The following is a 25,400-nucleotide window of genomic DNA, read 5'->3' as shown; positions in this document are numbered from 1 at the left end:
CCTGCTCGTCGGCAATGACGATGTCTTCGATGTTGGAGACCGTTAGCCCGTCGAGATCGGAGCGTGTGTCGACATAAAGCGTGTCTTCGCCAGCACCGCCGTCAATGACGCCAGAGTCGCCTGCATAGATCGCGTCCGCGCCGTCGCCGCCGGACACGGTGTCCGTGCCGTCGGTGCCGTACAGAACGTCAGAACCTTCACCGCCATCCAGCTGGTCGTTGCCTGCGCCACCCGAGAGGGTATCGTCGCCAACGCCGCCTTGCAGCGTATCGTCACCGGCACCGCCAGTGATCTCGTCGTTGCCCGCACCGCCGTCGAGGCTGTCGTCACCGGCCAGGCCGTCGAGCGTATCGTTACCAGCCAAGCCGCTGAGCGTGTCACTGCCTTCGAAGCCGCTGATAGCGTCGTCGCCGTCTGTGGCTTGCTCGTCAGCAATGACAATGTCTTCAACGTTCGAGACCGTCAGTCCGTCGAGATCGGAGCGTGTGTCGACATAAAGCGTGTCGTTCCCGGCCCCGCCATCGATGACGCCGCTGTCGCCTGCATAGATCGCGTCCGCACCGTCACCACCTGACACGGTGTCCGTGCCCTCGGTGCCGTACAGAACGTCAGAACCTTCACCGCCATCCAGCTGGTCGTTGCCTGCGCCACCCGAGAGGGTATCGTCGCCAACGCCACCCTGCAGGGTGTCATCACCGGCACCGCCGGTGATCTCGTCGTTGCCCGCGCCGCCGTCGAGGTTGTCGTCACCGGCCAGGCCGTCGAGTGTGTCGTTACCGGCAAGGCCGGACAGGGTGTCACTGCCTTCGAAGCCGGAGATGGCGTCGTCGCCCTCGGTGGCCTGCTCGTCGGCGATGACGATGTCTTCGACGTTGGAGACCGTCAGGCCGTCGAGGTCGGAGCGTGTGTCGACATAGAGCGAGTCTTCGCCGGCTCCGCCGTCAATGACGCCTTCGGAACCGCCGTAAATGGCATCCGCGCCGTCGCCGCCGGACACGGTGTCGCTGCCGTCTTCGGCATGGATGGTATCGTCGCCAGCCCCACCGTCGATGACGTCGTTACCGGCACCGCCAGTGATCTCGTCGTTGCCTGCGCCGCCGTCGAGGCTGTCGTCGCCTGCGAGACCGTCGAGCGTATCGTTGCCGCCGAGGCCAGACAGTGTGTCTGCATCGGCAAAGCCGCTGATGGCGTCGTCGCCGTCTGTGGCCTGCTCGGCCGCGATGACGATGTCTTCGATGTTGGAGACCGTCAGGCCGTCGAGGTCGGAGCGTGTGTCGACATAAAGCGTGTCGTTCCCGGCACCGCCGTCGATGACGCCAGAGTCGCCGGCATAGATCGCATCCGCGCCGTCGCCACCGGACACGGTGTCCGTGCCCTCGGTGCCGTACAGAACGTCGGGACCTTCGCCGCCATCCAGCTGGTCGTTGCCCGCACCACCCGAGAGAGTGTCGGAACCAACGCCGCCTTGCAGCGTGTCATCACCAGCACCACCGGTGATCTGGTCATTGCCCGCGCCGCCATCGATGACGTCGTCGCCTGCCAGGCCATTGAGCGTATCGTTGCCGCCGAGACCGGAGAGCGTGTCACTGCCTTCGAAGCCAGAGATGGCGTCGTCGCCGTCGGTGGCCTGCTCGTCGGCAATGACGATATCTTCGATGTTGGAGACCGTCAGATTGTCGAGGTCGGAGCGGGTGTCGACATAGAGCGTGTCGTCGCCGGCACCGCCGTCAATGACGCCGCTGTCGCCTGCATAGATCGCGTCCGCGCCGTCGCCACCGGACACGGTGTCGCTGCCGTCTTCGGCATGGATGGTATCGTCGCCAGCGCCACCCTGGAGGGTGTCATCACCGGCACCGCCGGTGATCTCGTCGTTACCAGCGCCGCCATCGAGGCTGTCGTCACCAGCCAGACCGTCGAGCGTATCGTTGCCGGCAAGACCGGACAGGGTGTCTGAGCCTTCGAAGCCGCTGATGGCGTCGTCGCCCTCGGTCGCCTGCTCGTCCGCAATGACGATGTCTTCGATGTTGCTGACACTCAGCCCGTCGAGGTCGGAGCGGGTGTCGACATAAAGCGTGTCGTTCCCGGCACCGCCGTCAACCACACCGCTGTCACCAGCGTAGATCGCATCCGCGCCGTCGCCGCCGGAGACCGTGTCCGTCCCGTCGGTGCCGTACAGAACGTCGGAACCTTCACCGCCATCCAGCTGATCGTTGCCCGCACCACCCGAGAGAGTGTCGGAACCAACGCCGCCTTGCAGCGTGTCATCACCAGCACCACCGGTGATCTGGTCATTGCCCGCGCCGCCGTCGATGCTGTCGTCGCCTGCAAGACCATCGAGCGTATCGTTGCCGCCGAGACCAGACAGGGTGTCACTGCCTTCGAAGCCGCTGATGGCGTCGTCGCCGTCTGTCGCCTGCTCGTCCGCAATGACGATGTCTTCGATGTTGGAGAGCGTCAGACCGTCGAGGTCGGAGCGCGTGTCGACATAAAGCGTGTCTTCGCCAGCTCCGCCGTCAATGACGCCTTCGGAACCGCCGTAAATGGCATCGGCACCGTCGCCGGCACTGACGGTATCAACACCGTCTTCGGCATGGATGGTATCGTCGCCGGCCCCGCCGTCGATGACGTCGTTCCCGGCGCCACCGTCCAGCAGATCGGCATCCGCGCCACCCGACAGAGTGTCGCTGTCCGTGCCGCCATACAGCGTGTCTGAGCCTTCACCGCCGGAGAGGGCATCGCTGCCGGCACCGCCGGTGATCTCATCGTTGCCAGCACCGCCGTCGAGGCTGTCATCACCTGCGAGACCGTCGATGGTGTCGTCGCCGCCGAGGCCGGACAGGGTGTCTGCATCGGCAAAGCCTGAGATGGCGTCGTCGCCCTCAGTGGCCTGCTCGTCCGCAATGACGATGTCTTCGATGTTGGAGGCCGTCAGGCCGCCGAGATCGGAGCGTGTGTCGACATAGAGCGTGTCTTCGCCGGCACCGCCGTCGATGACGCCAGAGTCGCCGGCATAGATCGCGTCCGCGCCGTCGCCGCCGGAGACCGTGTCGGATCCGTCTTCGGCATGGATGGTGTCGTCGCCCGCGCCACCGTCGATGACGTCATCACCTGCGCCGCCGGTGATCTCATCGTTGCCAGCACCGCCGTCGAGGACATCGTCTCCCGCCAGGCCGTCGAGCGTATCGTTACCGCCGAGACCGGACAGCGTGTCACTGCCTTCGAAGCCGCTGATGGCGTCGTCGCCGTCTGTGGCTTGCTCGTCGGCAATAACGATGTCTTCGACGTTGGAGACCGTCAGACCGTCCAGGTCGGAGCGTGTGTCGACATAAAGCGTGTCCTCGCCGGCACCGCCGTCAATGACGCCAGTGTCGCCAGCATAGATAGCGTCTGCACCGTCACCACCGCTGACCGTGTCGGATCCCTCGGTCGCGTCGATGGTGTCGTCGCCCGCGCCACCGTCGATGACGTCGTTACCTGTACCGCCGTCCAGCAGATCGGCATCCGCGCCGCCCGACAGCGTGTCGCTGTCCGCGCCGCCATAAAGCGTGTCTGAGCCTTCGCCGCCGTCGATGGCATCACTGCCGGCACCGCCGGTGATCTCGTCATTGCCTGCACCGCCATATACAACGTCTGCGCCGTCGCCTGCGGAGACGGTGTCGTTGCCGTCGAGGGCGGAGATGGTATCGGCGTCGTCTGTGCCGGCGAGACTGTCATCGTCGCTCGTTCCGGTGATCGGCCCGGCGACGAAGCCGAGGCTTGTACCGTTTTCGTCGACGGAGACGTTGATCGATTCGAAATCGCCTTCGATGGAGAAATAATATTCGGGCCAGCTGTCTCCGCTCGTGTTGATGGCGACATAGGTCGTGCCGCGATAGACCCTCAGCGAGACCTGGTCTGGGTCGAGGCTGATGTCGGTCAGGAGCAGAGTGTCGCCGCTGTCCAGCTTGATGTGGTCGCCCTGGAAGTCGGAGGCCTTACCGCTGATCAGGTCGTTACCGGCACCGCCGTCAATGGTGTCGTACCCGCGGCCGGCTGCAATGGTGTCGTCGCCAGCACCGCCAGAAAGGCTGTCGTTGCCGTCTCCACCGGTGATCTGGTCGTTGCCCGCGCCGCCATAGATGGTGTCATGGCCATCGCCGCCATCCAGCTCATCCGCACCGTCGCCGCCATCGATCAGGTCGTTGCCGCCTTTGCCGGAAATGGTGTCGTCACCGGTCCCGCCAAGAAGGGTCTCGCTGCCATAATCACCGCGGACATAGTCGTTGCCGGCACCGCCATCGATGCTGTCGTTGCCGCCTTTGCCGGAGATCGTGTCGTCGCCTGCGCCGCCGGAGATCGTGTCTCTGCCGGACTCACCCTTGATGCTGTCATTGCCGGCACCGCCGTCGATGCTGTCGTTGCCGCCTCTGCCGGAAATAGTATCGTCGCCATCTCCACCGGAGATCAGGTCATTGCCCGACTCGCCGTTGATGCTGTCGTTTCCGGCGCCGCCGTCGATGCTGTCATTGCCGCCCCGTCCGGAGATGGTGTCGTCGCCCGCACCGCCGATCAGCGTGTCCTTGCCGCTGTCGCCGGACAGAAGGTCGTCGCCTGCGCCGCCATCGATCGTATCGCTGCCGCCCCGGCCATAAAGCGTGTCGTTGCCGTCACCGCCGATCAGCGCGTCATTTCCGTAATCGCCGGAGACGGTGTCGTCGCCCGCGCCGCCGTCCAGGCTGTCATTACCGCCCCGGCCCCGGATCAGGTCGTTGCCGTCGCCGCCGAGAATTGTGTCGTTGTTATAGTGGCCGGAGAGTGTGTCATCGCCGGCACCGCCATCGATGCTGTCATTACCGGCTCCGCCGGTGATCCGATCGTTGTCCGCGCCGCCATAGATGGTGTCGCTACCCTGGCCGCCGGTGATGGTGTCTCTGCCCGCGCCGCCGTCGAAATAATTATTGCCGCTCGTGTCGCGCAGCGCGTCGTTACCGCCATTGCCGATAATAGTATCGTTGCCGCGACCGCCGGAGAGGGTCTCCGCATCGTCGCCGCCATAGAGATAATCTTCGCCATCGTCGCCGAAAAGGCTGTTGCTGCCAGCACCGCCATAGAGCGTGTCGTCGCCGTCACCGCCGCTCAGCGTGTCGTTGTCATCTTCGCCGTATAGAATGTCTTCGTCATCACCACCCTTGAGGTAGTCGCTTCCGTCACCGCCGAAAAGCAGGTCGTTGCCGTCCGCCCCGGAGATCGTATCGCGATCGCCATACCCATAGATCGAATCGTCCTCGGACGAGCCGGTGATGGTGTCACGGCCGTCGTTACCGGTAATCAAACCGGATCTCTGGGTGTCATTATTGTGCGACGAGGGCCGTGCCATTCTTTGCTCCAGAGCGCGGGCGAAACCGGCTGGTTTCTCCGGCCGGGACTTCTGTTGACCATACGTTACCTTGAATAAATGCGTTTGAAGATAATTTCAATAAAAATTTATCTAAATACATCCTATCAGAAGGCGACATGATTTCGGAGTTTATCCGAAATCCCCTAAAAAATAGTTAGCTTCTTAAAGAAAATCAGAGCAATTCGCGGCCATGCAGTGGGCCGGAACTGGGTATCACAACGGTTCGTACTGTATGTATGGTCGCGGCTTTCATTCACAAGCCTGTTGAACGATGGGGTCCGGTCCTGCAACGTCGCTGACGGCGCCAGCATCTACGCGCCAGGTTGTTTTGTGCGTCATGGAATATATGCGGAGCGAAGCGGGTATGAGTATCAAGATCTGGGGGCGGCCGACATCCGCGCGGACACAGAAAGTGCTGCTGACGATGGCGGAACTGGGGCTGCCGCACGAGCTTGTTCTGGCCAGCGGGACGATGGGCGCGCAGGGCCATGTGGCGAAAGGCAATCAAGCTTTCGGTGTAGTGGATACGCCGGAATATCGGGCGATGAACCCGAACGGTACGGTGCCGACGATCCTGGATGATGGCTTTGTGCTCTGGGAATCGAACGCGATTCTGCAATATCTCGCCATGAAGTACGATCCGGACGGGTTCTACGGCTCGAACACAGAGCGCTTCGCTTCGGCAAGCCGCTGGATCATGTGGGAGAATAACGAGCTTATTCCGCCGATGCACACTTTGGTGAAACACACCATCAGGCTCCCCGAAGAGCAGCGCGAGCCACAGGTTGCGGAGACGGCGCGGGCGGCACTCACCCGGGCCTGGGATATTGTCGAGGATCAACTTTCCCGCACAGAACATATCGCGGATGACAGCTGGAGCTATGGCGATATCCCGATGACGATCCGGGTGCATCGCTGGGCACTTCTGGCAGGGCAGGATGCGCTTTCGCCGAATCTCGCCCGATATTACGGCCAGGTCTCTGCCCGGCCGAGTTTCGATGCGGTTCGCGACCCGGCGATGCATCTCGCCGGGTAATAATAGGCAGGTGGAATACCGGGGGCGGCGACTGCCCCCGGAAGCCGGATCCTAGATGAACGGCGTATCGATGTAATAGTGGCCGCCCTGCACGACTTTCTTCAGGTCGCTGCCATCCATCTCCCAATAGGAGACGCCGTCGTTGGCGGCGGACGTGACCTGGATATCCGCATTGCCATCGCCGTTGACGTCGGCAATGTCGGTGATGCTCTCGTCGGCGCCAAGAGACTTCACGAAGCCCTTGTTGGTCGCCATCGAGCCGTCCATTTCCCAAACTGTGACCGCACCGGTCGAGGTGTTTTCCGCCAGGATGTCCGCTCTGCCGTCGCCGTTGAAATCGGCGAGGCCGCGCACCGCCCAATCAGAAGTCATATCACCCGCATAGCCGGCGTTGAGCAACGTTGCTCCATCCATCTCCCAGACCGAGACAGCGTCGTTGGCACTGTTCCGGATCAGCATGTCGTCCGTGCCATCGCCATTGAAGTCTGCAAAGCCCTCGATCGACCAGTCGGCGCCGAGGGTGCCGACATAGCCCTTGTTCGATGCCAGGCCACCGTTCATTTCCCAGACCGAGATTTTGCCGTTGTCGGTATTGCGCAGGACCAGGTCGTCCGTGCCGTCGCCGTTCATGTCGGAGACGTGCTCGACATCCCACTCGGAATTCATAGCACCGGCATCGCTCTTGTTCGAGGCCGTGCCGCCGTTCATTTCCCAGACCGAGGCACTGCCGGTATTGGTGTTGCGCAGCAGCAGGTCATCCTTGCCGTCGCCGTTGAAGTCGGCAACCGATTCCAGCTCCCAGTCTGCACCGATGGTCCCGGCATCGCTCTTCTCGAGCGCCGTGGAGCCATCCATGCGCCAGACCGTAGCGGTTCCGTTGTCGTTCCGGGCGAGGAAATCTTCCTTGCCGTCGCCGTTGAAATCGCCGGTGCCGAGGATATCCCAGTTGTTGCCGAGGAAGCCGGAGAAGCCCTTGGCCGGCTCGGAGGTTCCATCGATCTCCCAGACCGAGACCGCGTCGGTGGCGCTGTTCCGGATCAGCAGATCGCTGATGCCGTCGCCGTTAAAGTCCTCGATGGCCTCGACCGACCAGTTATTGTCCATGGTGCCGAGACTGGTGCGGTCGACCACGACGGAGCCTTCCATGCTCCAGGCAGTGACCCGGCCGTTGTCGTCGTTGCGCCAGAGCATGTCCTCGTCGCCATCGCCGTCGATATCCGTCGAGGTCAAGAGGGACCAGCCGGATTCCCACGCAGCGTTCGCGGTGAGCTCGATCTGTTCGACATTCTGGAAGTCCGCACCGTCACGGGCATCCCGGATATTGATGAAGGCCCGGTCAAAGCCTTCGCCGCCGTCAATCACCTGATCGTCCGCATCGGCGTAGAGGCTGTCGTTGCCGTCGCCGCCATGCAGGCTGTCCGCACCTTCGTCGCCGCTGACGCGGTCATCGCCGGTGCCGCCATAGATGACATCGTCGCCCGCGAGGCCATTCAGGGTGTCGTTGCCGGCAAGACCGTCGAGGGTATCGTCGAGTTCGGTCGCGCCGAGCAAGTCGTCGTCTTCGGTGCCGTAGATGGCGCTAGCGAAGGTGAGGGTGGTGTCGCCATCGGCGGAAACACTCACGCTTTCGAAGCTGCCGATCAGCAGGAAGGATGTGTCCGGCACACCGTCATTGTCGGTGTCGATCCAGACCCGGGTGTTCGCGCCGTCCGCCACCAGGCTGACGTCGTCGTCCTCGAGAGCGAGGCCGGTCAGGGTGATCGAGTCGCCCTCCTGGTAGTCGCCGATCCGGTCGCCTTCCAGCTCTGCTGCCGTGCCGCGGAAGACATCGTTGCCGTCGCCGCCCACCAGGCTGTCCGCACCGGTGCCGCCGGAAATAACATCGTCACCGGCACCACCGATCAGGGTGTCGTTCAGGTTCGCTTCGGTGATCTGACGCAGCGAGACATTGTCGATCAGGGCGCCGTATTGGTCGGAGGTACCGTCCGCATCGCCGCCGCTGAAGGCGATGACATGGGCGCCCGCCGTCAGGCTGACGGACAGCGTCTGATGCGTCCATTCCTTGGCCGCGTCGTCGATCTTCAGCACCTGCTGGCCGTCGACCCAGACAGTGATCTCGCTGGTTTCCTCGACCTGATTGCCGAGCTGACGCGCGGCGAAGTCGAAGCTGAAGCGGAACTCGCCGTCTTCCGTGACATTGACGGTCTGTGCCATCAGCACATTGGTGTCGCCGTAGGTGCCACCGTTCTCCGGATGGCTGTCGAGCTCGGCGACATGATTGTCGTCCGCCCAGTCGTCCGGCTGCTGCGGCGCGCCGCCGAGGTTGCCCCGCTGAATTTCGATCGGAGCAGTGCCGCCGCTGGTCGGGGTCAGGTCTTCGGCCGTCCAGCCGTCGATGGCCGTGAAGGTGCCCCAGTTGCCGTGGTTCAGGTTGCCCGGGAGATTCTCGAAATCGCCATTGACGATCAATTCCGGTCCGAGCTCTTCGGAAGTGGTGGCATCGCCGCCGATCAGCGTGTCGTTGCCGTCGCCGCCATCGAGCAGATCGTTGCCGGCCCCGCCATTGAGAACGTCGTTGCCCTGTTGGCCATAGGCAACATCGTCGCCGTCGCCACCGATCAGGGTGTCGTCCGCCGTGGCCGAGAGACTCGGATCGGTGGTCACTTCGATGCTGCGGATCAGATAATCGCTGCTGTCATGGGCGTTGCCGTCATCGCCACCTGCATAGTCGGTTGCGGAGAAGACAAGCCTGTCGAAGCCGCCATCGACATCGATAGTGACCGTGGTTTCGTTGCCGCTGGCAGCCGTGAAATCATCCTGGCCGACAAGTTCGCCGTCCCGATATGCCGTCCAGCGTCCCTGCTCGCCGCCATTCCCCTCGGTGGAGAACAGCCGGAGGATGTCGACGCTGGCGCCGTTCGCCATGGTGTCGAAATCAACGATCAGTTCCTCGGAGAAGCCGAGTGCCGGGTCATAGCCGAGCTGATCCGGAATGCCGCCCGGGGTCATGGTGCCCTCGACGCCGAGCGCATCCCGTTCGATGACGATGTTGTCGACACTGGCGTCGCTCTGGCTGCCATCCGAAAGCGCCCGGGTCGCGGTGACCGTGAAGCCGCTGCCGGTCTCGCCGAAATTCGAGGAGTCGATGCGGACGGTTGCCGTCTCGACGTCTGAGGCGCTGACGACGTCGCCATAGAGCGTGTCGCTGCCAGCACCGCCTTCAAGACGGTCGCTGCCGAAGCTGCCGACAAGGGTGTCGCTGCCTTCACCGGCCGTCAGCGTATCGTCGCCCGTGCCGCCATCGAGGCTGTCGTTACCCGTGCCGCCACCCAGCGTATCGTCGCCGGAATTGCCGAGCACGGTATCGTCGCCCGCACCGCCGGTGACCGTGTCATCGCCCGCGCCGCCGGAAACCAGATCGTTCCCTTCGCCGCCATCGATGGTGTCGTTGCCGGCGAGCCCGTCGATCGTGTCGTCCTCACTGGTGCCGAGCAGGCTATCGTCGCCTTCGGTGGCCGCCTCATCGGGTACGAAGGAGAGGGTGGTCTTGCCGTGATGTCTATCCGCTTCAACCTCGGAGAACGCGCCATTCAGGACAAAGGTCGCCTCGGCATGGCCGTTATGGTTGGTGTCGATGGAGACCGTGGTCTTGCCGTCTGCAACCGTCAGGGTGATGTCGTCTTCGTCGATATTGTGATCGACGATCACCACATCGCCGTCATCGGCGCTGTAATCTTCCAGCACATCGCCGTCGAGATCCGAAAGCTCGCCGTAGAAGCTGTCCGCGCCGGAACCGCCGGAGAGCGTGTCGCTACCGGATTCGCCTTCCAGGAAGTCGTCGCCTTCGCCACCGACCAGGACATCGTTTCCGCTGCCGGCCGTCAGGATATCGTTGCCCTCGCCACCGTCGAGGCTGTCATCGCCGCGTCCGCCGCCGAGCGTATCCCGTCCTTCGCCACCGAGAACGGTGTCGTTACCGTCGCCGCCGGTGACCGTGTCATTGCCGGCCCCGCCGTCAAGCAGATCGTCGCCATCATCACCGGAAATGCTGTCGTTGCCGTCGCCGCCCGACATCGTGTCGTTGCCGTCATTGCCGCGCATATAGTCGCTGCCGCTGCCGCCATCGACGCTGTCGTCACCGTCGCCGGCGATCACGTAATCGTTGCCCGCTCCGGCATCGACCGTGTCATTGCCATCGCCCGCGAACAGACTGTCGTTTCCGTCGCCACCGATCATGGAGTCGTCGCCAGCCTGACCGGTCAGCTTGTCATCGCCGTCACCACCGTTCAGGACGTCGTTTCCGTCGCCGCCAGCCAATTCGTCGCGGTCTTCACCACCGTCGAGCGTGTCTGCGCCGCGGCCTCCGATCAGTGTATCTTTACCGTCGTTTCCGGCGAGGCTGTCCTCGCCATCGCCGCCATTCAGGTAATCCCTGTCGTCGCCACCCGAGATTGTGTCGTTACCGTCCCCGCCCTTGAGCTGGTCGTGGCCGACGCCGCCGTAGATCTGGTCTTCACCATCTCCGCCGGTGATCCGATCATGATCTCCGCCGCCGGAGATCGTATCGTCGCCCGCACCACCGAGGATATAGTCCCGGTCCTGGCCGCCATCGATGAAATCGTCGCCGTCGCCACCAGTAAGATAATCTCTGCCAGCGCCGCCGCTTAGGATGTCATTGCCTTCGCCACCGTCGAGGACATCGGCGTCTGCGCCACCATCCAGCACATCATCGCCTGTGCCGCCGGACAGGCGATCATAGCCGGCCCCGCCGCTGAGGGTGTCGTCACCCTCCTGGCCGTGCAGATAATCATTGCCGCCCATGCCGGAGACGAGGTCGTTGCCTTCACCGCCAAAGACTGTGTCGTGGTCATCCAGCGCGCTGACGGTATCGTCACCCTCGGTGCCGGTGATGTAGTCCTGGTAAGGCGTGCCGATGATGACCCGGCCCTGCACTTCCTCGGTAAAGACGAGATCCGTGCTGCCGTTGCCGTCGGTGGCAATGACGCCACGATATTCACCGTCGATCGTGAAGGTGGTGTCCGCGCTGCCGCTGCCGGTGCTGTCGATCGCGACCGTGGTCTGGCCATTATCGACTGTCAGGGTAACGGCTTCCGCGTCGAAGGTGGCATCTGTGACCGAAACCACTTCGCCGCCTTCATAATCCGCCAGCGTGTCGCCGTTCAGATCGTCCGCGCTGCCTTTGAAGAGGTCTTCGCCCTCGCCGCCGCGCAGCGTGTCGGCTCCTGTGCCGCCGTTAAGGGTGTCGGAGCCTTCGCCGCCCTCAAGGCTGTCGGCGCCGCTGCCGCCCTCAAGCACGTCTTCACCGGCACCGCCCTCAAGCGTGTCGGCATCGCTGCCGCCGGAAAGTGTGTCCGCGCCGGCACCGCCGATCAGGCTGTCCGCGCCGCTATTGCCGTCGAGCCTGTCGTCGCCCGCGCCGCCATCGACCGTATCGTCGCCGGAATTGCCGGCCAGCCAGTCATTGTCGGCACCGCCGTCGAGATAATCCTCGCCCTGGTTGCCCCAGAGCACGTCATTGCCGTCGCCGCCGATCAGCGTGGCGTCGTCATAGTCGTAACGGTTGCTGGCGAGGTCGAGTACATCGTCGCCCGCGCCGCCATCGATGACCTCGATGCCCTGCAGCCGCTCGCCGCCGAAATCGAGGGCGATATTGTCGTTGCCGTCGGTGCCGGTCAGCGTGTCGATGCCGGTATCGCCGTCATCCTTGTAATTGTCGTGCTGGGCATGGCCCGGGTTGGTCGGATCGAACGTTTCCGCAGCGCCGATCACGGTCGGGTTTTCCGGATCGCCGGTCTGGTGATGGCGGATATTGCTGTTCGAGTCGACGCTCCACTCGTAGAGGTCGCCACCTTCGCCGCCATTCAGGTCGTCCCGCCCGGCGCCGCCGGAAAGGGTGTCGGAACCTTCGCCGCCGACCAGCGTATCGTTACCGGCCCCGCCGTCGAGACGGTCATTCCCGGCTCCGCCGGAGAGCGTATCGCTGCCCTCGCCACCGAACAGGCTGTCATCGCCGTCGCCACCTTCGGCCACGTCGTTTCCGTCGCCGCCAACCAATGTGTCTGCGCCGTCGCCCGCGGTCAGAATGTCGTTACCGGTGCCGCCGTCGAGGCTGTCATTACCGGTGCCGCCGCCAAGAGTGTCTTCACCCTCGCCGCCGAGGACAGTGTCGTCGCCCGCACCGCCGGTGACCGTGTCGTCACCGTCCATGCCGTCGACCAGATCGTTGCCGTCGCCGCCATCGATAGTGTCGTTGCCGGCAAGACCGGTGATCGTGTCGTCGCTATCCGTGCCGACCAGGCTGTCATCGCCTTCCGTTGCCGTCACATCAGGCGAGAAGATCAGCGAGGTCGTACCGTCTTCCGTCACCGTGCTGACAGAGTTGAACTCGCCGGCCATGGTGAAGGTGGCGTCGGCGCTGCCGTCGCCATTGCTGTCGATCACGACGGTGGTTTCACCGTTGGCGACCGTCAGGGTCACTGCATCGTCGTCAAACTCGGCATTGGCGATGACGAGATCGCCGTCTTCCGGATTGTAGTCGGTGATCGCGTCGCCGTTCAGATCGGTGAGGGAGCCGACGAAGCTGTCCGCCCCGGCGCCGCCGGCAAGCGTATCAGCACCCGCACCGCCCTCAAGCAGATCGCCGCCGTCGCCGCCATCCAGCACATCGTCGCCGATTCCGCCGGAAAGCGCATCACTGCCGGCACCACCCGCAAGACTGTCCGAACCTTCGCCGCCGACCAGCGTATCGTTACCGGCCCCGCCGTCGAGCGTATCCGCGCCGTTGCCCGCGACCAGGCTGTCATCGCCTGCGCCGCCGTCCAGCGCATCATTACCCGTGCCGCCATCGAGAACGTCGTTCCCTGCGCCGCCATCGAGGGTGTCGTCGCCGTCACCGGCGGCAACTGCGTCGTCGCCCGCACCCGCCGCGAGGCTGTCGTTTCCTGTATGGCCGTCGAGGCTGTCATTGCCGTCGCCACCATCGAGCTGGTCATTGCCGTCGCCGCCACTGAGGGTGTCGTCACCCGCGCCGGCCGACAGGGTGTCGTTGCCGGTATGGCCGTCGAGACTGTCATTGTCCGCGCCGCCGTCGAGGAAATCATCCCCGTCGCCGCCACTCAGGGTGTCGTCACCCGCGCCTGCCGTCAGGATGTCGTTGCCGGTATGGCCATCAAGGCTGTCATTGCCGTCGCCGCCGCCGAGCGTATCGTTACCCTGGCCACCGAGAACGGTGTCGTCCCCGGCACCGCCGGTGACCGTGTCGTCACCATCCATGCCGTCGACCAGATCGTTGCCGGCGCCGCCATCGATGGTGTCGTTACCTGCAAGACCGGAGATCGTGTCGTCGCCATCCGTGCCGACCAGGCTGTCGTCACCTGGGGTCGCAGTGACTTCCGGCGAGAAGGAGATTGAGGTCTGGCCGTTTTCGGTCGTGGTCGTGGCCGAATGGTATTCGCCATTGACCGTGAAGGTCGCGTTTTCGCCACCCGCGTCGATGGAGACCGTGGTCTGGCCGTTCGCATAGGAGAGGGACACTGCGTCATCGTCGAATTCGGCATTGGCGATGATGAAGTCGCCTTCGTTCGCGTCGTAGTCGGCAATCAGATCGCCGTTCAGGTCGGCGACATCGCCAACAAAACTGTCCGCACCGGCTCCGCCGGAAAGTGTGTCCGCGCCGGCACCACCGATCAGGCTGTCCGCGCCGCTATTGCCGTCGAGCCTGTCGTCGCCCGCGCCGCCATCGACCGTATCGTCGCCGGAATTGCCGGCCAGCCAGTCATTGTCGGCGCCGCCGTCCAGATAATCCTCGCCCTGATTACCCCAGAGCACGTCATTGCCGTCGCCGCCGATCAGCGTGGCGTCGTCATAGTCATAACGGTTGCTGGCGAGGTCGAGCACATCGTCGCCTGCACCGCCGTCGATGACCTCGATGCCCTGCAGCCGCTCGCCGCCGAAATCGAGGGCAATATTGTCGTTGCCGTCGGTGCCGGTCAGCGTGTCGATGCCGGTATCGCCGTCATCCTTGTAATTGTCGTGCTGGGCATGGCCCGGATCGGTCGGGTTGAAGCTCTCCGCAGCGCCGACCATAGTCGGGTTCTCCGGATCGCCGGTCTGGTAGTGACGGATATTGCTGTTCGAGTCGACGCTCCACTCGTAGAGGTCGCCGCCTTCGCCGCCATTCAGGTCGTCCCGCCCGGCGCCGCCGGAAAGGGTGTCGGAACCTTCGCCGCCGACCAGCGTATCGTTACCGGCCCCGCCGTCGAGACGGTCATTCCCGGCATCGCCGGAGAGCGCGTCGCTGCCATTGCCGCCGAACAGGCTGTCATCGCCGTCGCCACCTTCGGCCACGTCGTTTCCGTCGCCGCCAACCAATGTGTCTGCGCCGTCGCCTGCGGTCAGAATGTCGTTACCGTCGCCGCCGTCGAGGCTGTCATTACCGGTGCCACCGCCAAGCGTATCCTCGCCCGCGCCACCAAGAACGGTGTCGTCGCCCGCACCGCCGGTGACCGTGTCGTCACCGTCCATGCCGTCGACCAGATCGTTGCCGTCGCCGCCATCGATGGTGTCGTTACCGGCGAGGCCGGTGATCGTGTCGTCGCCATCCGTGCCGATCAGGCTATCGTCACCCGGTGTCGCGGTGACGTCCGGCGAGAAGGAGATCGAGGTCTGGCCGTTCTCGGTCGTGGTCGTGACCGAATGGTATTCGCCGGAGACCGTGAAGGTCGCGTTTTCGCCACCCGCGTCAATGGTGACCGTGGTCTGGCCGTTCGCGTAGTCCAGCGTGACCGCATCGTCGCCAAATTCGGCATTGGCGATAACGAGATCGCCTTCATCAGCGTCGTAATCGGAGATCAGATCGCCATCCAGATCGGCGACGTTACCGACGAAGCTGTCAGCACCGGAGCCGCCCTCAAGCGCATCGGAACCGGCGCCGCCTTCGAGGACGTCGTTGCCTTCGCCAGCGGTCAGCGTGTCGTTGTCCGCTCCGCCATTGAGGCTATCATCGCCAATCCCGCCGCCAAGCGTATCCTCTCCCGCGCCACCAAGAACGGTGTCATCGCCCGCACCGCCGGTGACCGTGTCGTCCCCGTCCATGCCGTCGACCAGATCGTTGCCGTCGCCGCCATCAATGGTGTCGTTGCCGGCCAGGCCGGAAATCGTGTCGTCCCCGTCCGTGCCGACGAGGCTGTCATCGCCCGGTGTCGCGGTGACGTCGGGCGAGAAGGAGATCGAGGTCTGGCCGTTTTCGTTTGTGGTGGTGACCGAGTGATATTCGCCATCGACTGTGAAGGTCGCGTTTTCGCCGTCCGCGTCGATCGAGACCGTGGTCTGGCCGTTCTCGGCCGTCAGCGTGACTGCATCGTCGCCAAATTCGGCATAAGCAACGACGAGATCGCCGTCTTCCGCGCTGTAGTCCGCGATGTGGTCGCCGTTCAACTCGTTGAGGTTGCCCAGGAACTGATCGGCACCGGTGCCGCCGGCGTGGGTATCGTTGCCGAGGCCGCCGTTGAGCGTGTCATCACCCGCGCCGCCGACCAGCGAGTCGTCTCCGAATACGCCGTTCGCACTCGGTCCGCCGATTATGTAGTCGTCGCCTGCGCCGCCCTCGAGCGTGTCGTCCCCCGTGCCGCCGTTCAGGGTGTCGTTTCCACTGCCGCCATCGAGACTGTTGTCGCCGCCGGAGACGAACAGGATGTCGTCGCCATCGCCGCCGGACAGGGTATCGGATTCGGTCGAGTCGTAATAACCGCCGCCGATCAGCGTATCGTTGCCCGCACCGCCATCGAGGTTGTCCGCGCCGTCGCCGCCGGAGAGTGTGTCGTCGCCTTCGCCACCGATCAGGAAGTCGTCACCGTCGCCGCCTTCGGCGAGATCGTTGCCGGAACCGCCTTCAAGCGTGTCGTTACCTTCGCCAGCGGTCAGCGTGTCGTTATCTGCGCCGCCATCCAGGATGTCATCGCCGGTGCCGCCGCCGAGCGTGTCCTCGCCCGCGCCACCAAGAACGGTGTCGTCGCCCGCACCGCCGGTGACCGTGTCGTCACCGTCCATGCCGTCGACCAGATCGTTTCCGGCGCCGCCATCGATGGTGTCGTTGCCGGCAAGACCGGAAATCGTGTCGTCGCCATCCGTGCCGACGAGGCTGTCGTCACCTGGTGTCGCTGTAACGTCGGCCGAGAAGGCGAGGTATGTATTGTTGCCGTCCATCGTAGAGGTGACGGAGTTGAATTCGCCGACCATGGTGAAGGTCGCGTCATTGTCGTCATCGCCGTCGATATGGACGGTCGTCTTTCCGTCCGCGACCGTCAGGGTGACATCGCTGATATCGAATGCTGCCGGGGTGGAGCCGCCATCCGAATAGACTACAACCTTGTCGCCGGCATCGGCGTCATAGTCCGTGATGGTGTCGCCGTTCAGCTCCCAGATCTGGCCGGAGAAGGTATCGGCGCCAGCGCCGCCCTCCATGGTGTCGTTACCGCCACCACCGTCGAGCCGGTCGTCGCCATTGCCGCCCTGCAGCAGGTCGTCGTCGTTGTAATGGTTCTCGAAGAGGGTATCGTTTCCGTCACCGCCGATCAGCGTGTCATTGTGATCCCCGCCGATCATGAAGTCGTCGCCGTCGCCGCCGTCGAGCAGATCCTCGCCGTCGCCACTGAACAGGGAGTCGTTACCCACACCACCCGAAAGGGTGTCGTTACCGGCTCCGTCGCCAAGTCTGTCGTTGCCTTCGCCACCGATGATCAGATCATCGCCGTGGTCTCCGGTGCCGTAATGTACGGTGTCGTCGCCGGCCCCGCCGTAGACTGTATCGTCGCCCTCGCCAGTAAGGATCGAGTCGTCGCCTGCGCCGCCTTCGATCCTGTCATCGCCGTTGCCAGCATTGATCGTGTCATCACCGTCGCCACCAAGCAGGGTGTCGTCGCTGCCGGATCCAGCGGTTTCGGTGGTGAACTCAATGCTCTTGACCAGATAATCGCTGGCATCGCTGCCGCCATTCGGGCCGTCTGCATAATCGGTCGCGGTGAAGACAAGTTTGTCGAAGCCGCCCGCGACGTCGATCGTCAGTGTGGTGGAGCTGCCGCTATCGGCCTGGAAGTCGCTTTCGCCAACCACCTCACCGTCGCGATAGGCTGTCCAGTGACCCTGTTCGCCACCATTGCCTTCGTTGTTGAACAGGCGCGCGATCTCGACGGTTGCACCGGTGCCGAGATTGTCGAACTCGACGATCAGCTCTTCGGAGAAACCGAGGCCCGCATCGTAACCGAGCTGATTGCCCGGCCCGCCGGTATTGCCGTCGACGCCGAGTCCTTCCGAGCTTGAGGTCACATGATCGACGCTCGGCTCGCTGCGGCTGCCATCTTCGAGAGAACGGGTCGCGGTGATGCGGAAGCCGCTATCGGTGGAGGTGAAATTGCTGCCGTCGATGCGGCCGGTTTCGGTTTCCGGCTCGCCCGTGCCGTCACCGCCAACCAGGCTGTCATTGCCTTCGCCGCCTTCGAGCAGATCGTTTCCGGCGCCGCCATCAAGCGTATCGTCGCCTTCGCCAGCCGTCAGCGTGTCGTTGCCGGTGCCGCCATCAAGGCTGTCATTACCGGTGCCGCCGCCGAGCGTGTCTTCACCCGCGCCGCCAAGCACGGTGTCGTCGCCCGCACCGCCGGTGACCGTGTCGTCACCGGCCATGCCGTCGACCAGATCGTTTCCGGCTCCGCCGTCGATGGTGTCGTTGCCGGCAAGACCGGAAATCGTGTCGTCGCCATCCGTGCCGACCAGGCTGTCGTCACCTGGTGTCGCCGTAACGTCGGCCGAGAAGGAGATCGAGGTCTGGCCGTTCTCGATCGTGGTGGTGACCGAGTGATACTCTCCATTGACCGTGAAGGTGGAGTCCGTGCCGTCCGCGCTGATGGTGACCGTCGTCTCGCCATCAGCGTAGTCGAGGGAGATCGCGTCATCGCCGAATTCGGAATTGGCGATGACAAGGTCACCGTCTTCCGGGTTGTAATCCGTGATGCTGTCGCCGTTCAGGTCGGAGAGATCGCCAACAAAGCTGTCCGCGCCGCTGCCGCCCGCGAGTGTGTCGGCATCCGCGCCGCCTTCAAGGACGTCATCGCCGGTGCCGCCATCAAGGCTGTCGGCGCCGGTATTGCCGCTGAGCGTATCGTCGCCCGCCTCGCCGAAAATCCGATCGTCGCCATCGCCGCCCTCTGCGAGATCGTTTCCGGAACCGCCAACAAGCGTGTCTTCGCCTTCGCCAGCCGTCAGCGTGTCGTTTCCGGTGCCGCCATCCAGGCTGTCGTTGCCAAGACCACCGCCGAGCGTGTCTTCACCCGCGCCGCCAAGCACGGTGTCGTCGCCCGCACCGCCGGTGACCGTGTCGTCACCGTCCATGCCGTCGACCAGATCGTTGCCGTCGCCGCCATCGATGGTGTCGTTACCTGCAAGACCGGAGATCGTGTCGTCCCCGTCCGTGCCGACGAGGCTGTCATCGCCCGGCGTCGCGGTAGCTTCCGTGGTTTTATGGAACTGGATGTAGCTGTCCGCGTGCTCGGAATCGGCGGTATCGACCGTAGACGAGCTGTATTCTCCGACCAGAGTGAAGCTCGCCTCGGCGGTTCCGTCGCCATCCAGATCGATATCGACAGTCGTGTTGCCGTTCTCGACGGTAAGGGAAATATCTTCCTGATCGACCTTTTCGCTGGTCCGTACGACGTCCCCTTCTTCGGCATCGAAATCGACGATGGTATCGCCGTCGAGGGTCTCCATGCCGCCGCTGAAGGTATCCGCGCCTGCGCCACCGATTAAGGTGTCGGCGCCCTGATGGGCATCGATGCCGTCGTCGCCATCTCCGCCATAGATCAGGTCGTCTCCGGCCCCGCCAAGCGGATTATCATTGCCGTCGCCGCCATAGATCGTGTCGTTTCCGTTGCCGCCAAAGGCAATGTCGCGAAGCTCGCCTCCATAGATCAGGTCGTCGCCGTCGCCGCCGTTGACGTATCCGCCGCCTTCACCCTGGTCGACTGTATCGTTGCCGCTGCCGGCAAAAATATAATCCGTGCCGCCGCCGCCCTGCACGCTGTCATCGCCGTCGCCGGCATTGATCGTATCGTTATCGGCGCCGCCATCGATGACGTCGTCGCCGCTGCCGCCGTATAAAGTGTCTTCGCCTTCGCCCGCGGTCAGCGTGTCGTTTCCGGTTCCGCCGTCGAGGTAGTCGTTACCGGTACCGCCGCCGAGCGTGTCTTCTCCGTCGCCGCCAAGCACGGTGTCGTCGCCCGCACCGCCGGTGACCGTGTCGTCACCGTCCATGCCGTCGACCAGATCGTTTCCGGCGCCGCCGTCGATCGTATCGTTGCCGGCAAGACCGGAAATCGTGTCGTCCCCGTCCGTGCCGACGAGGCTGTCATCGCCCGGCGTCGCGCCGCCGACGCTGGTGTCATCGTCGTTGCCGAAGAAGATACGGGTGTTGCCGTCGACCTCGGTTGTTGTGACAGCGTTGTAGTCGCCGAGGACAGTGAAGGTCGTGTCCGCTGTCCCGTTACCCGTGGTATCGACGGAAACCGTGGTTTTGCCGTCCGCGGATTCAAACGAGAAGGCATCGGCGCTCAGCTCAACGCCGTCGATCTGGATGACATCGCCGCCGGCCTGATCATAGTCGGCGATGGTCTCGCCATTCAGCTCTGCCGCCGTGCCCGCGAAGGTATCCGCGCCGTCACCGCCATAAAGCAGATCGCTGCCCGCGCCGCCCCGGACCACATCGTCGCCGGTGCCGCCGAGGACGGTATCGTCACCCGCGCCGCCATCGACCGTATCGTCCCCGGCGCTGCCGAACAGAAGATCGCTGTCGTCGCCGCCGTCGACCGAGTCGTTTCCTTCGCCGCCAACCAGCGTGTCGCTGCCCGCGCCGCCAAGAAGGGTATCTTCGCCTTCTTCGCCGAGCATGAGGTCTTCGCCCTCGCCGCCCAGCATAGAGTCATTGCCGATACCGCCAACCAATGTGTCGTTGCCGGTGCCGCCGTCGATGGTGTCGTCGCCAGCGCCGCCGAAGGCTACGTCGTTGCCCGCGCCGCCATCGAGAAGGTCGTTGCCGCTGGCCGCGACACTGTCGTCGCCGCCAGTGGTGTCGTCGCCGATCAACACATCGTCGTCGTCACCGCCGCTCAGCGTATCGTCGCCGCCATCGCCGGAAATCGTATCGTCGCCGGTGCCGCCGGTGACTGTGAAGTCATCTTCGTCGAAACCGCCGTCGGTGGTGTCCTCGCCAACCACGGTGTCATCGTCATCGGATCCGGAAACACTGTCGTCGCCATCGGAGCCGGAGACGCTGTCATCACCGTCGGATCCGGAAACAGAGTCGTCGCCGTCGGAACCCGAGACAGAGTCATCGCCGTCGGAGCCCGAGATACTGTCGTCGCCGTCGGAGCCAGAGACGCTGTCGTCACCGTCGGATCCGGAGACGCTGTCGTCACCGTCAGAGCCGGAGCCAGAGACGCTGTCGTCACCGTCGGATCCGGAGACGCTGTCGTCACCGTCAGAGCCGGAGACAGAGTCGTCACCGTCGGATCCGGAAACGCTGTCGTCACCGTCGGAGCCAGAGACACTGTCATCACCGTCGGATCCGGAAACACTGTCGTCGCCGTCGGAGCCGGAGACAGAGTCGTCGCCGTCGGAGCCGGAAACACTGTCGTCACCGTCGGATCCGGAGACGCTGTCGTCACCGTCAGAGCCGGAGACAGAGTCGTCGCCGTCGGATCCGGAGACGCTGTCATCACCGTCAGAGCCTGAGACAGAGTCATCGCCGTCTGAACCGGAGACGCTGTCATCACCATCAGAGCCTGAGACAGAGTCATCGCCGTCTGAACCGGAGACGCTGTCATCACCATCAGAGCCTGAGACACTATCGTCGCCGTCGGAGCCGGAGATACTGTCGTCGCCGTCGGAGCCGGAGACACTGTCGTCACCGTCAGAGCCTGAGACAGAGTCGTCCCCGTCAGAGCCGGAGACACTGTCTTCGTCTTCCTGGAATTCGTTCCAGTCGTCGCCGATCACGGTATCTTCGACATCGTCACCGAAGAGCGTGTCGTTGCCGGCTTCGCCGGAGAGAGTATCGTCGCCATCGCCGCCGATCAGCAGGTCGTCGTCGCTTCCGCCGACAAGACTGTCGTTCCCGTCGCCGCCCTCAAGCGTATCGTCGCCCGCATCGCCTGACAGGCTGTCGTTACCGGTACCGCCATCCAGGCTGTCGTCGCCAGAGCCGCCTTCGGCGACATCGTCGCCGCTGCCGCCAACCAGAGTGTCGTCGCCTGCGCCGGCCGTCAGCGTGTCGTTATCCGCGCCGCCATCCAGGCTGTCATTACCGTCGCCGCCACCGAGCGTGTCTTCGCCGTCGCCGCCGAGAACCGTGTCGTCACCGGCGCCACCGGTCACCGTGTCGTTGCCGTCTCCGCCATCGACCAGATCGTTTCCGTCGCCGCCATCAAGCGTGTCATCGCCCGCGCCGCCGAGAACGGTGTCGTCACCCGCGCCGCCATCGGCACTGTCGTTGCCATCGCCACCATCGACCGTGTCCTGGCCCGCGCCACCATCGAGCACGTCATCGTCCGCGCCGCCGTCGAGGCTGTCGTTACCGTCACCGCCGTCAAGCGTATCCTGGCCTTCATTGCCGAGCACGGTATCGTCGCCCGCACCACCGGCGAGGCTGTCATCGCCCGCGCCACCATCGACCAGATCGTTCCCGTCGCCGCCGTCGAGCGTGTCATCGCCGTCGCCGCCGAGAACAGTGTCATCGCCGGAACCGCCATCGGCGCTGTCATTACCGTCGCCGCCGAGCACGGTGTCATCGCCGCTACCGCCGTCGATGACATCATTGCCCGTGCCGCCATCGACCAGATCGTCGTCCGCGCCACCGTCGAGCGTATCGTCGCCCGCGCCGCCGCTGACACTATCCGCGCCGTCGCCGCCTTCTAGGACGTCATCTCCGTCGCCGCCGTCGATCGTATCGTTGCCGGCATCGGCGTCGATGCTGTCATTGCCGACACCGCCGTCGAGACTGTCGTTGCCGAGGCCGCCGAGCAGCGTATCGTCGCCGCCTTCGCCATCCATGGTGTCGTTGCCGTCGCCACCGATGAGGAAATCGTCGCCGTCACCGCCGGAAATATCATCGCTGCCGGCACCGCCGTTAATTGTGTCGTCGTCGTCGGTTCCGGAAAGGGTATCGTCGAGGGAATCCGTGCTGAATTTCAGCTCGGTATTGCCGCCGTTCTGGGTTACCTGGGCGCCAAGGAACTCACCATTGACTGTGAAGGTCACATCCGGCGAGCCGGCACCATTGGTATCGATTTGAACCGTGGTCTGGCCGTTTGCGGGCGTGAGTGTGACGGCGCTTTCGGAGAATTGCGTATCGTTGAAGCGCAGAACGTCCTGATCGTCATAATCCGCGATCAGATCGCCGTCGAAAGAGTCTGGCGTGCCTGAGAAAGTGTCCGCTCCGGAGCCGCCGACCAGCGTATCGCTGCCCGCGCCGCCATCCAGCAGATCGTCGCCGGACCCGCCGACAAGGGAGTCGCCGCCGTCGCCGCCAAGCAGCACGTCGTTGCCGCCGTCACCGGACAGCGTATCGTCTCCGGCGCCGCCCTCGAACCGGTCTGCATAAGCACTGCCGTTAACCTGATCATTGCCGGCGCCTGCATTGAAGCCGAGTCCGATGAAATCCGCATCGATGATGTCGTCACCGCTGCTGATGTCGTTAAAGACATCCATCAACTGTGTGTCGGTAACGGTCACGCCGTCGTCGGTGAATTCGAACCCTTCGACGCGGCGGAAATCCTCGGTCCAGCGCTGGATCTGAACCAGATCGTCGTAATCGTCCAGGCTGGCTGCGCCAGGCTGCCAGACAGAAACATTCAGCGTCGATCCATCGAGCGAGAAAGTGGTGTTCTGGAGGATATCGTCGCCGACGATCTGAAGGCTGTCGGCCTCTCCGCCATCTCTGTCGTATGGCGAGTAGACGGTGCCGAGCGGTGACTGGCCCGTGAAGACATATTCGTCGAGGATCGTGTCGCGGCCTTCGCCTGCCCGGTAGACATAGGTGTCATTACCGCCGCCGCCACGCAACTCGTCATCGCCAGCTCCACCGGAGAGCGTATCGCTTGCGGCGGATTCATTGATTGTGCCGCGCTGACCGGCACTGCCGCGAATGGTGTCGTCGCCGTCATTGCCCATAAGGACATCTTCACCGGCGCCACCGTCGATAAAGTCGTCACCGGCACCGCCGCTGATCGTGTCCTTGCCGGACCCGCCAAAAACCGTATCCGCGCCGTCGCCGCCGTCGCCCAGATTGTTACCGTTGCCGAGACGGATGGTGTCATCGCCATCGCCGCCGGAAAGCGTGTCGTTGCCGCCCGCAGCGGAGAGGGAGTCGTTCCCGCCGGCACCGTCCATTTCGGTGTTGTCAGCGCCGCTCCAGGTCAGCGTGTCGTCCCCGGCACTGCCGGAAATGTCCTGCAGGATATCGGTGACATCCATCTGGCTGCCGTCGTCGAACTCGAACGTTTCGATTCGGTTCAGCGAGTCACGCCAGTCGACGATAGTGATCTGGTCGTCCAGATCGAGGATATCCGTCGCGCCATCGCGAATGCCGACGATCAAATCGTCGCCGACAAGATCGATCCAGATGTCGCTTGCGGTTATTCCGTCTTCGAAAGAGAGAACATCATTGCCGGCAAATTCGTCGCGCGTGAAGAGGACGACCTGGTCGCCCGGCGCCATCTGAGTGCGAATGTACTCGTCGTGGATCTGGTCCTGGCCGTCACCGGTCCCGTATCGGTAGACATCGTCACCGCCGCCGCCGCGCAGGGTATCCGCACCGGTGCCGCCACTCAGGGTGTCGTTTCCGGTCTCCTCGTTGATGTTGCCTTGCTCGCCGCCGGAGCCGCGCAGCAGATCGTCACCGTCACCACCTTCGAGGCTGTCATCGCCGTCACCGCCATCGACGGTGTCGTCACCGGAGCCGCCACCGAGTGTATCGTCGCCATCTTCGCCAAAGAGGACGTCGCTGCCCTCGTCGCCGAAAATGTCGTCACTGCCGGCTCCGGCATTCACGGTATCGGAGCCGACTCCGCCGTCGATTGAATCAGATCCGGAACCCGAGCTGACCGAGTCGTCACCGTCTCCGGACGAGACCGTGATTTCCTCGCTGCTGCTCCAGTCGATTGTGTCGGCACCGTTGGAGCCGGAGATGTTTTCCAGGATGTCGGCCGAGGTCCAGACCGTTCCGTCGTCGAATTCAAACTGCTCGATCCGGGTCTCTGTGTCTTCCCAGCCCTGGATCACCACCAGATCATCGGAATCAAACAGATCGACGCCTGGTTGCCTGATAGCGACATAAAGATCGCCGCCGCTGACCGTGATCCAGAGATCGTCGGCCGAGAGTCCCGAGCCGAAGCGGAGCGTGTCGAAACCGCCATCCACCTGCTGCACCGGCTGCAGACCGCCCAGAGGATTCTTCGGATAAATGTGATATTCGTCGAGGATTTCGTCCCGGCCGCCGCCGATCCGGAACTCGTAGGTGTCATTACCGCCACCAGCGCGCAGGGTATCGTTACCCGCGCCGCCGTCTAGCGTATCGTCATAGGCGAGTTCGTTGACCGACGTTTCCGCGCCCGCGCTGCCGAGCAGCAGGTCATCACCGAGGCCGCCGACGAGCGAGTCCGCTCCGGCGCCACCATCAATCGTGTCCGCACCCGCGCCGCCGTTTATGGTGTCCGCATCAGCGGTACCATTCAGATTGTCGTTTCCGTTCGTTCCGTTCAGCTCAGCCATTTAATCTCTCGCGGAGAGCAGATGTTGGGTGCTGGTTCTGCCAAACCGCAACCTATCGCATGAAAAGATGAAAAAATTACGAAGAGCGACGTATTGGAGTGTGCGTTTTGCATACATTTTTCTGTCTCATTCTGCGACATTAATGCTTGTATCACA

The 25,400-nt window shown here is 63.7% G+C and carries 3 protein-coding genes; 1 reads left to right on the top strand and 2 read right to left on the bottom strand.

Features of this window, described 5'->3' with window-relative positions; all coding sequences use genetic code 11:
• Positions 1 to 5,356 (bottom strand): beta strand repeat-containing protein (locus IG629_RS21825; RefSeq protein WP_193173984.1); only part of this gene is annotated, 5,356 nt, incomplete at its 3' end.
• A gap of 385 nt (positions 5,357 to 5,741) precedes the next feature.
• Between IG629_RS21825 and IG629_RS21820 the strand changes: the two genes are divergently transcribed.
• Entirely contained in the window at positions 5,742 to 6,413 is a 672-nt protein-coding gene (locus IG629_RS21820) for a glutathione S-transferase family protein (protein WP_193173983.1), read from the top strand.
• Between the two features lie 51 nt (positions 6,414 to 6,464).
• Here the strand turns inward: IG629_RS21820 and IG629_RS22995 are convergent, their stop codons facing one another.
• The gene (locus IG629_RS22995; RefSeq protein ID WP_319025151.1) at positions 6,465 to 25,244 is read right to left on the bottom strand and encodes a calcium-binding protein; all 18,780 of its coding nucleotides are present in this window, start codon (positions 25,242 to 25,244) and stop codon (positions 6,465 to 6,467) included.
• Positions 25,245 to 25,400: the final 156 nt, after the last annotated feature.

Origin of the sequence: Nisaea nitritireducens, assembly GCF_014904795.1 — a bacterium.
In the GTDB taxonomy this organism is placed as follows: Bacteria; Pseudomonadota; Alphaproteobacteria; order Thalassobaculales; family Thalassobaculaceae; genus Nisaea; species Nisaea nitritireducens.
The sequence above is the reverse complement of the archived record's forward strand: the minus strand, read 5'-3'. Positions and strand labels throughout refer to the sequence as shown.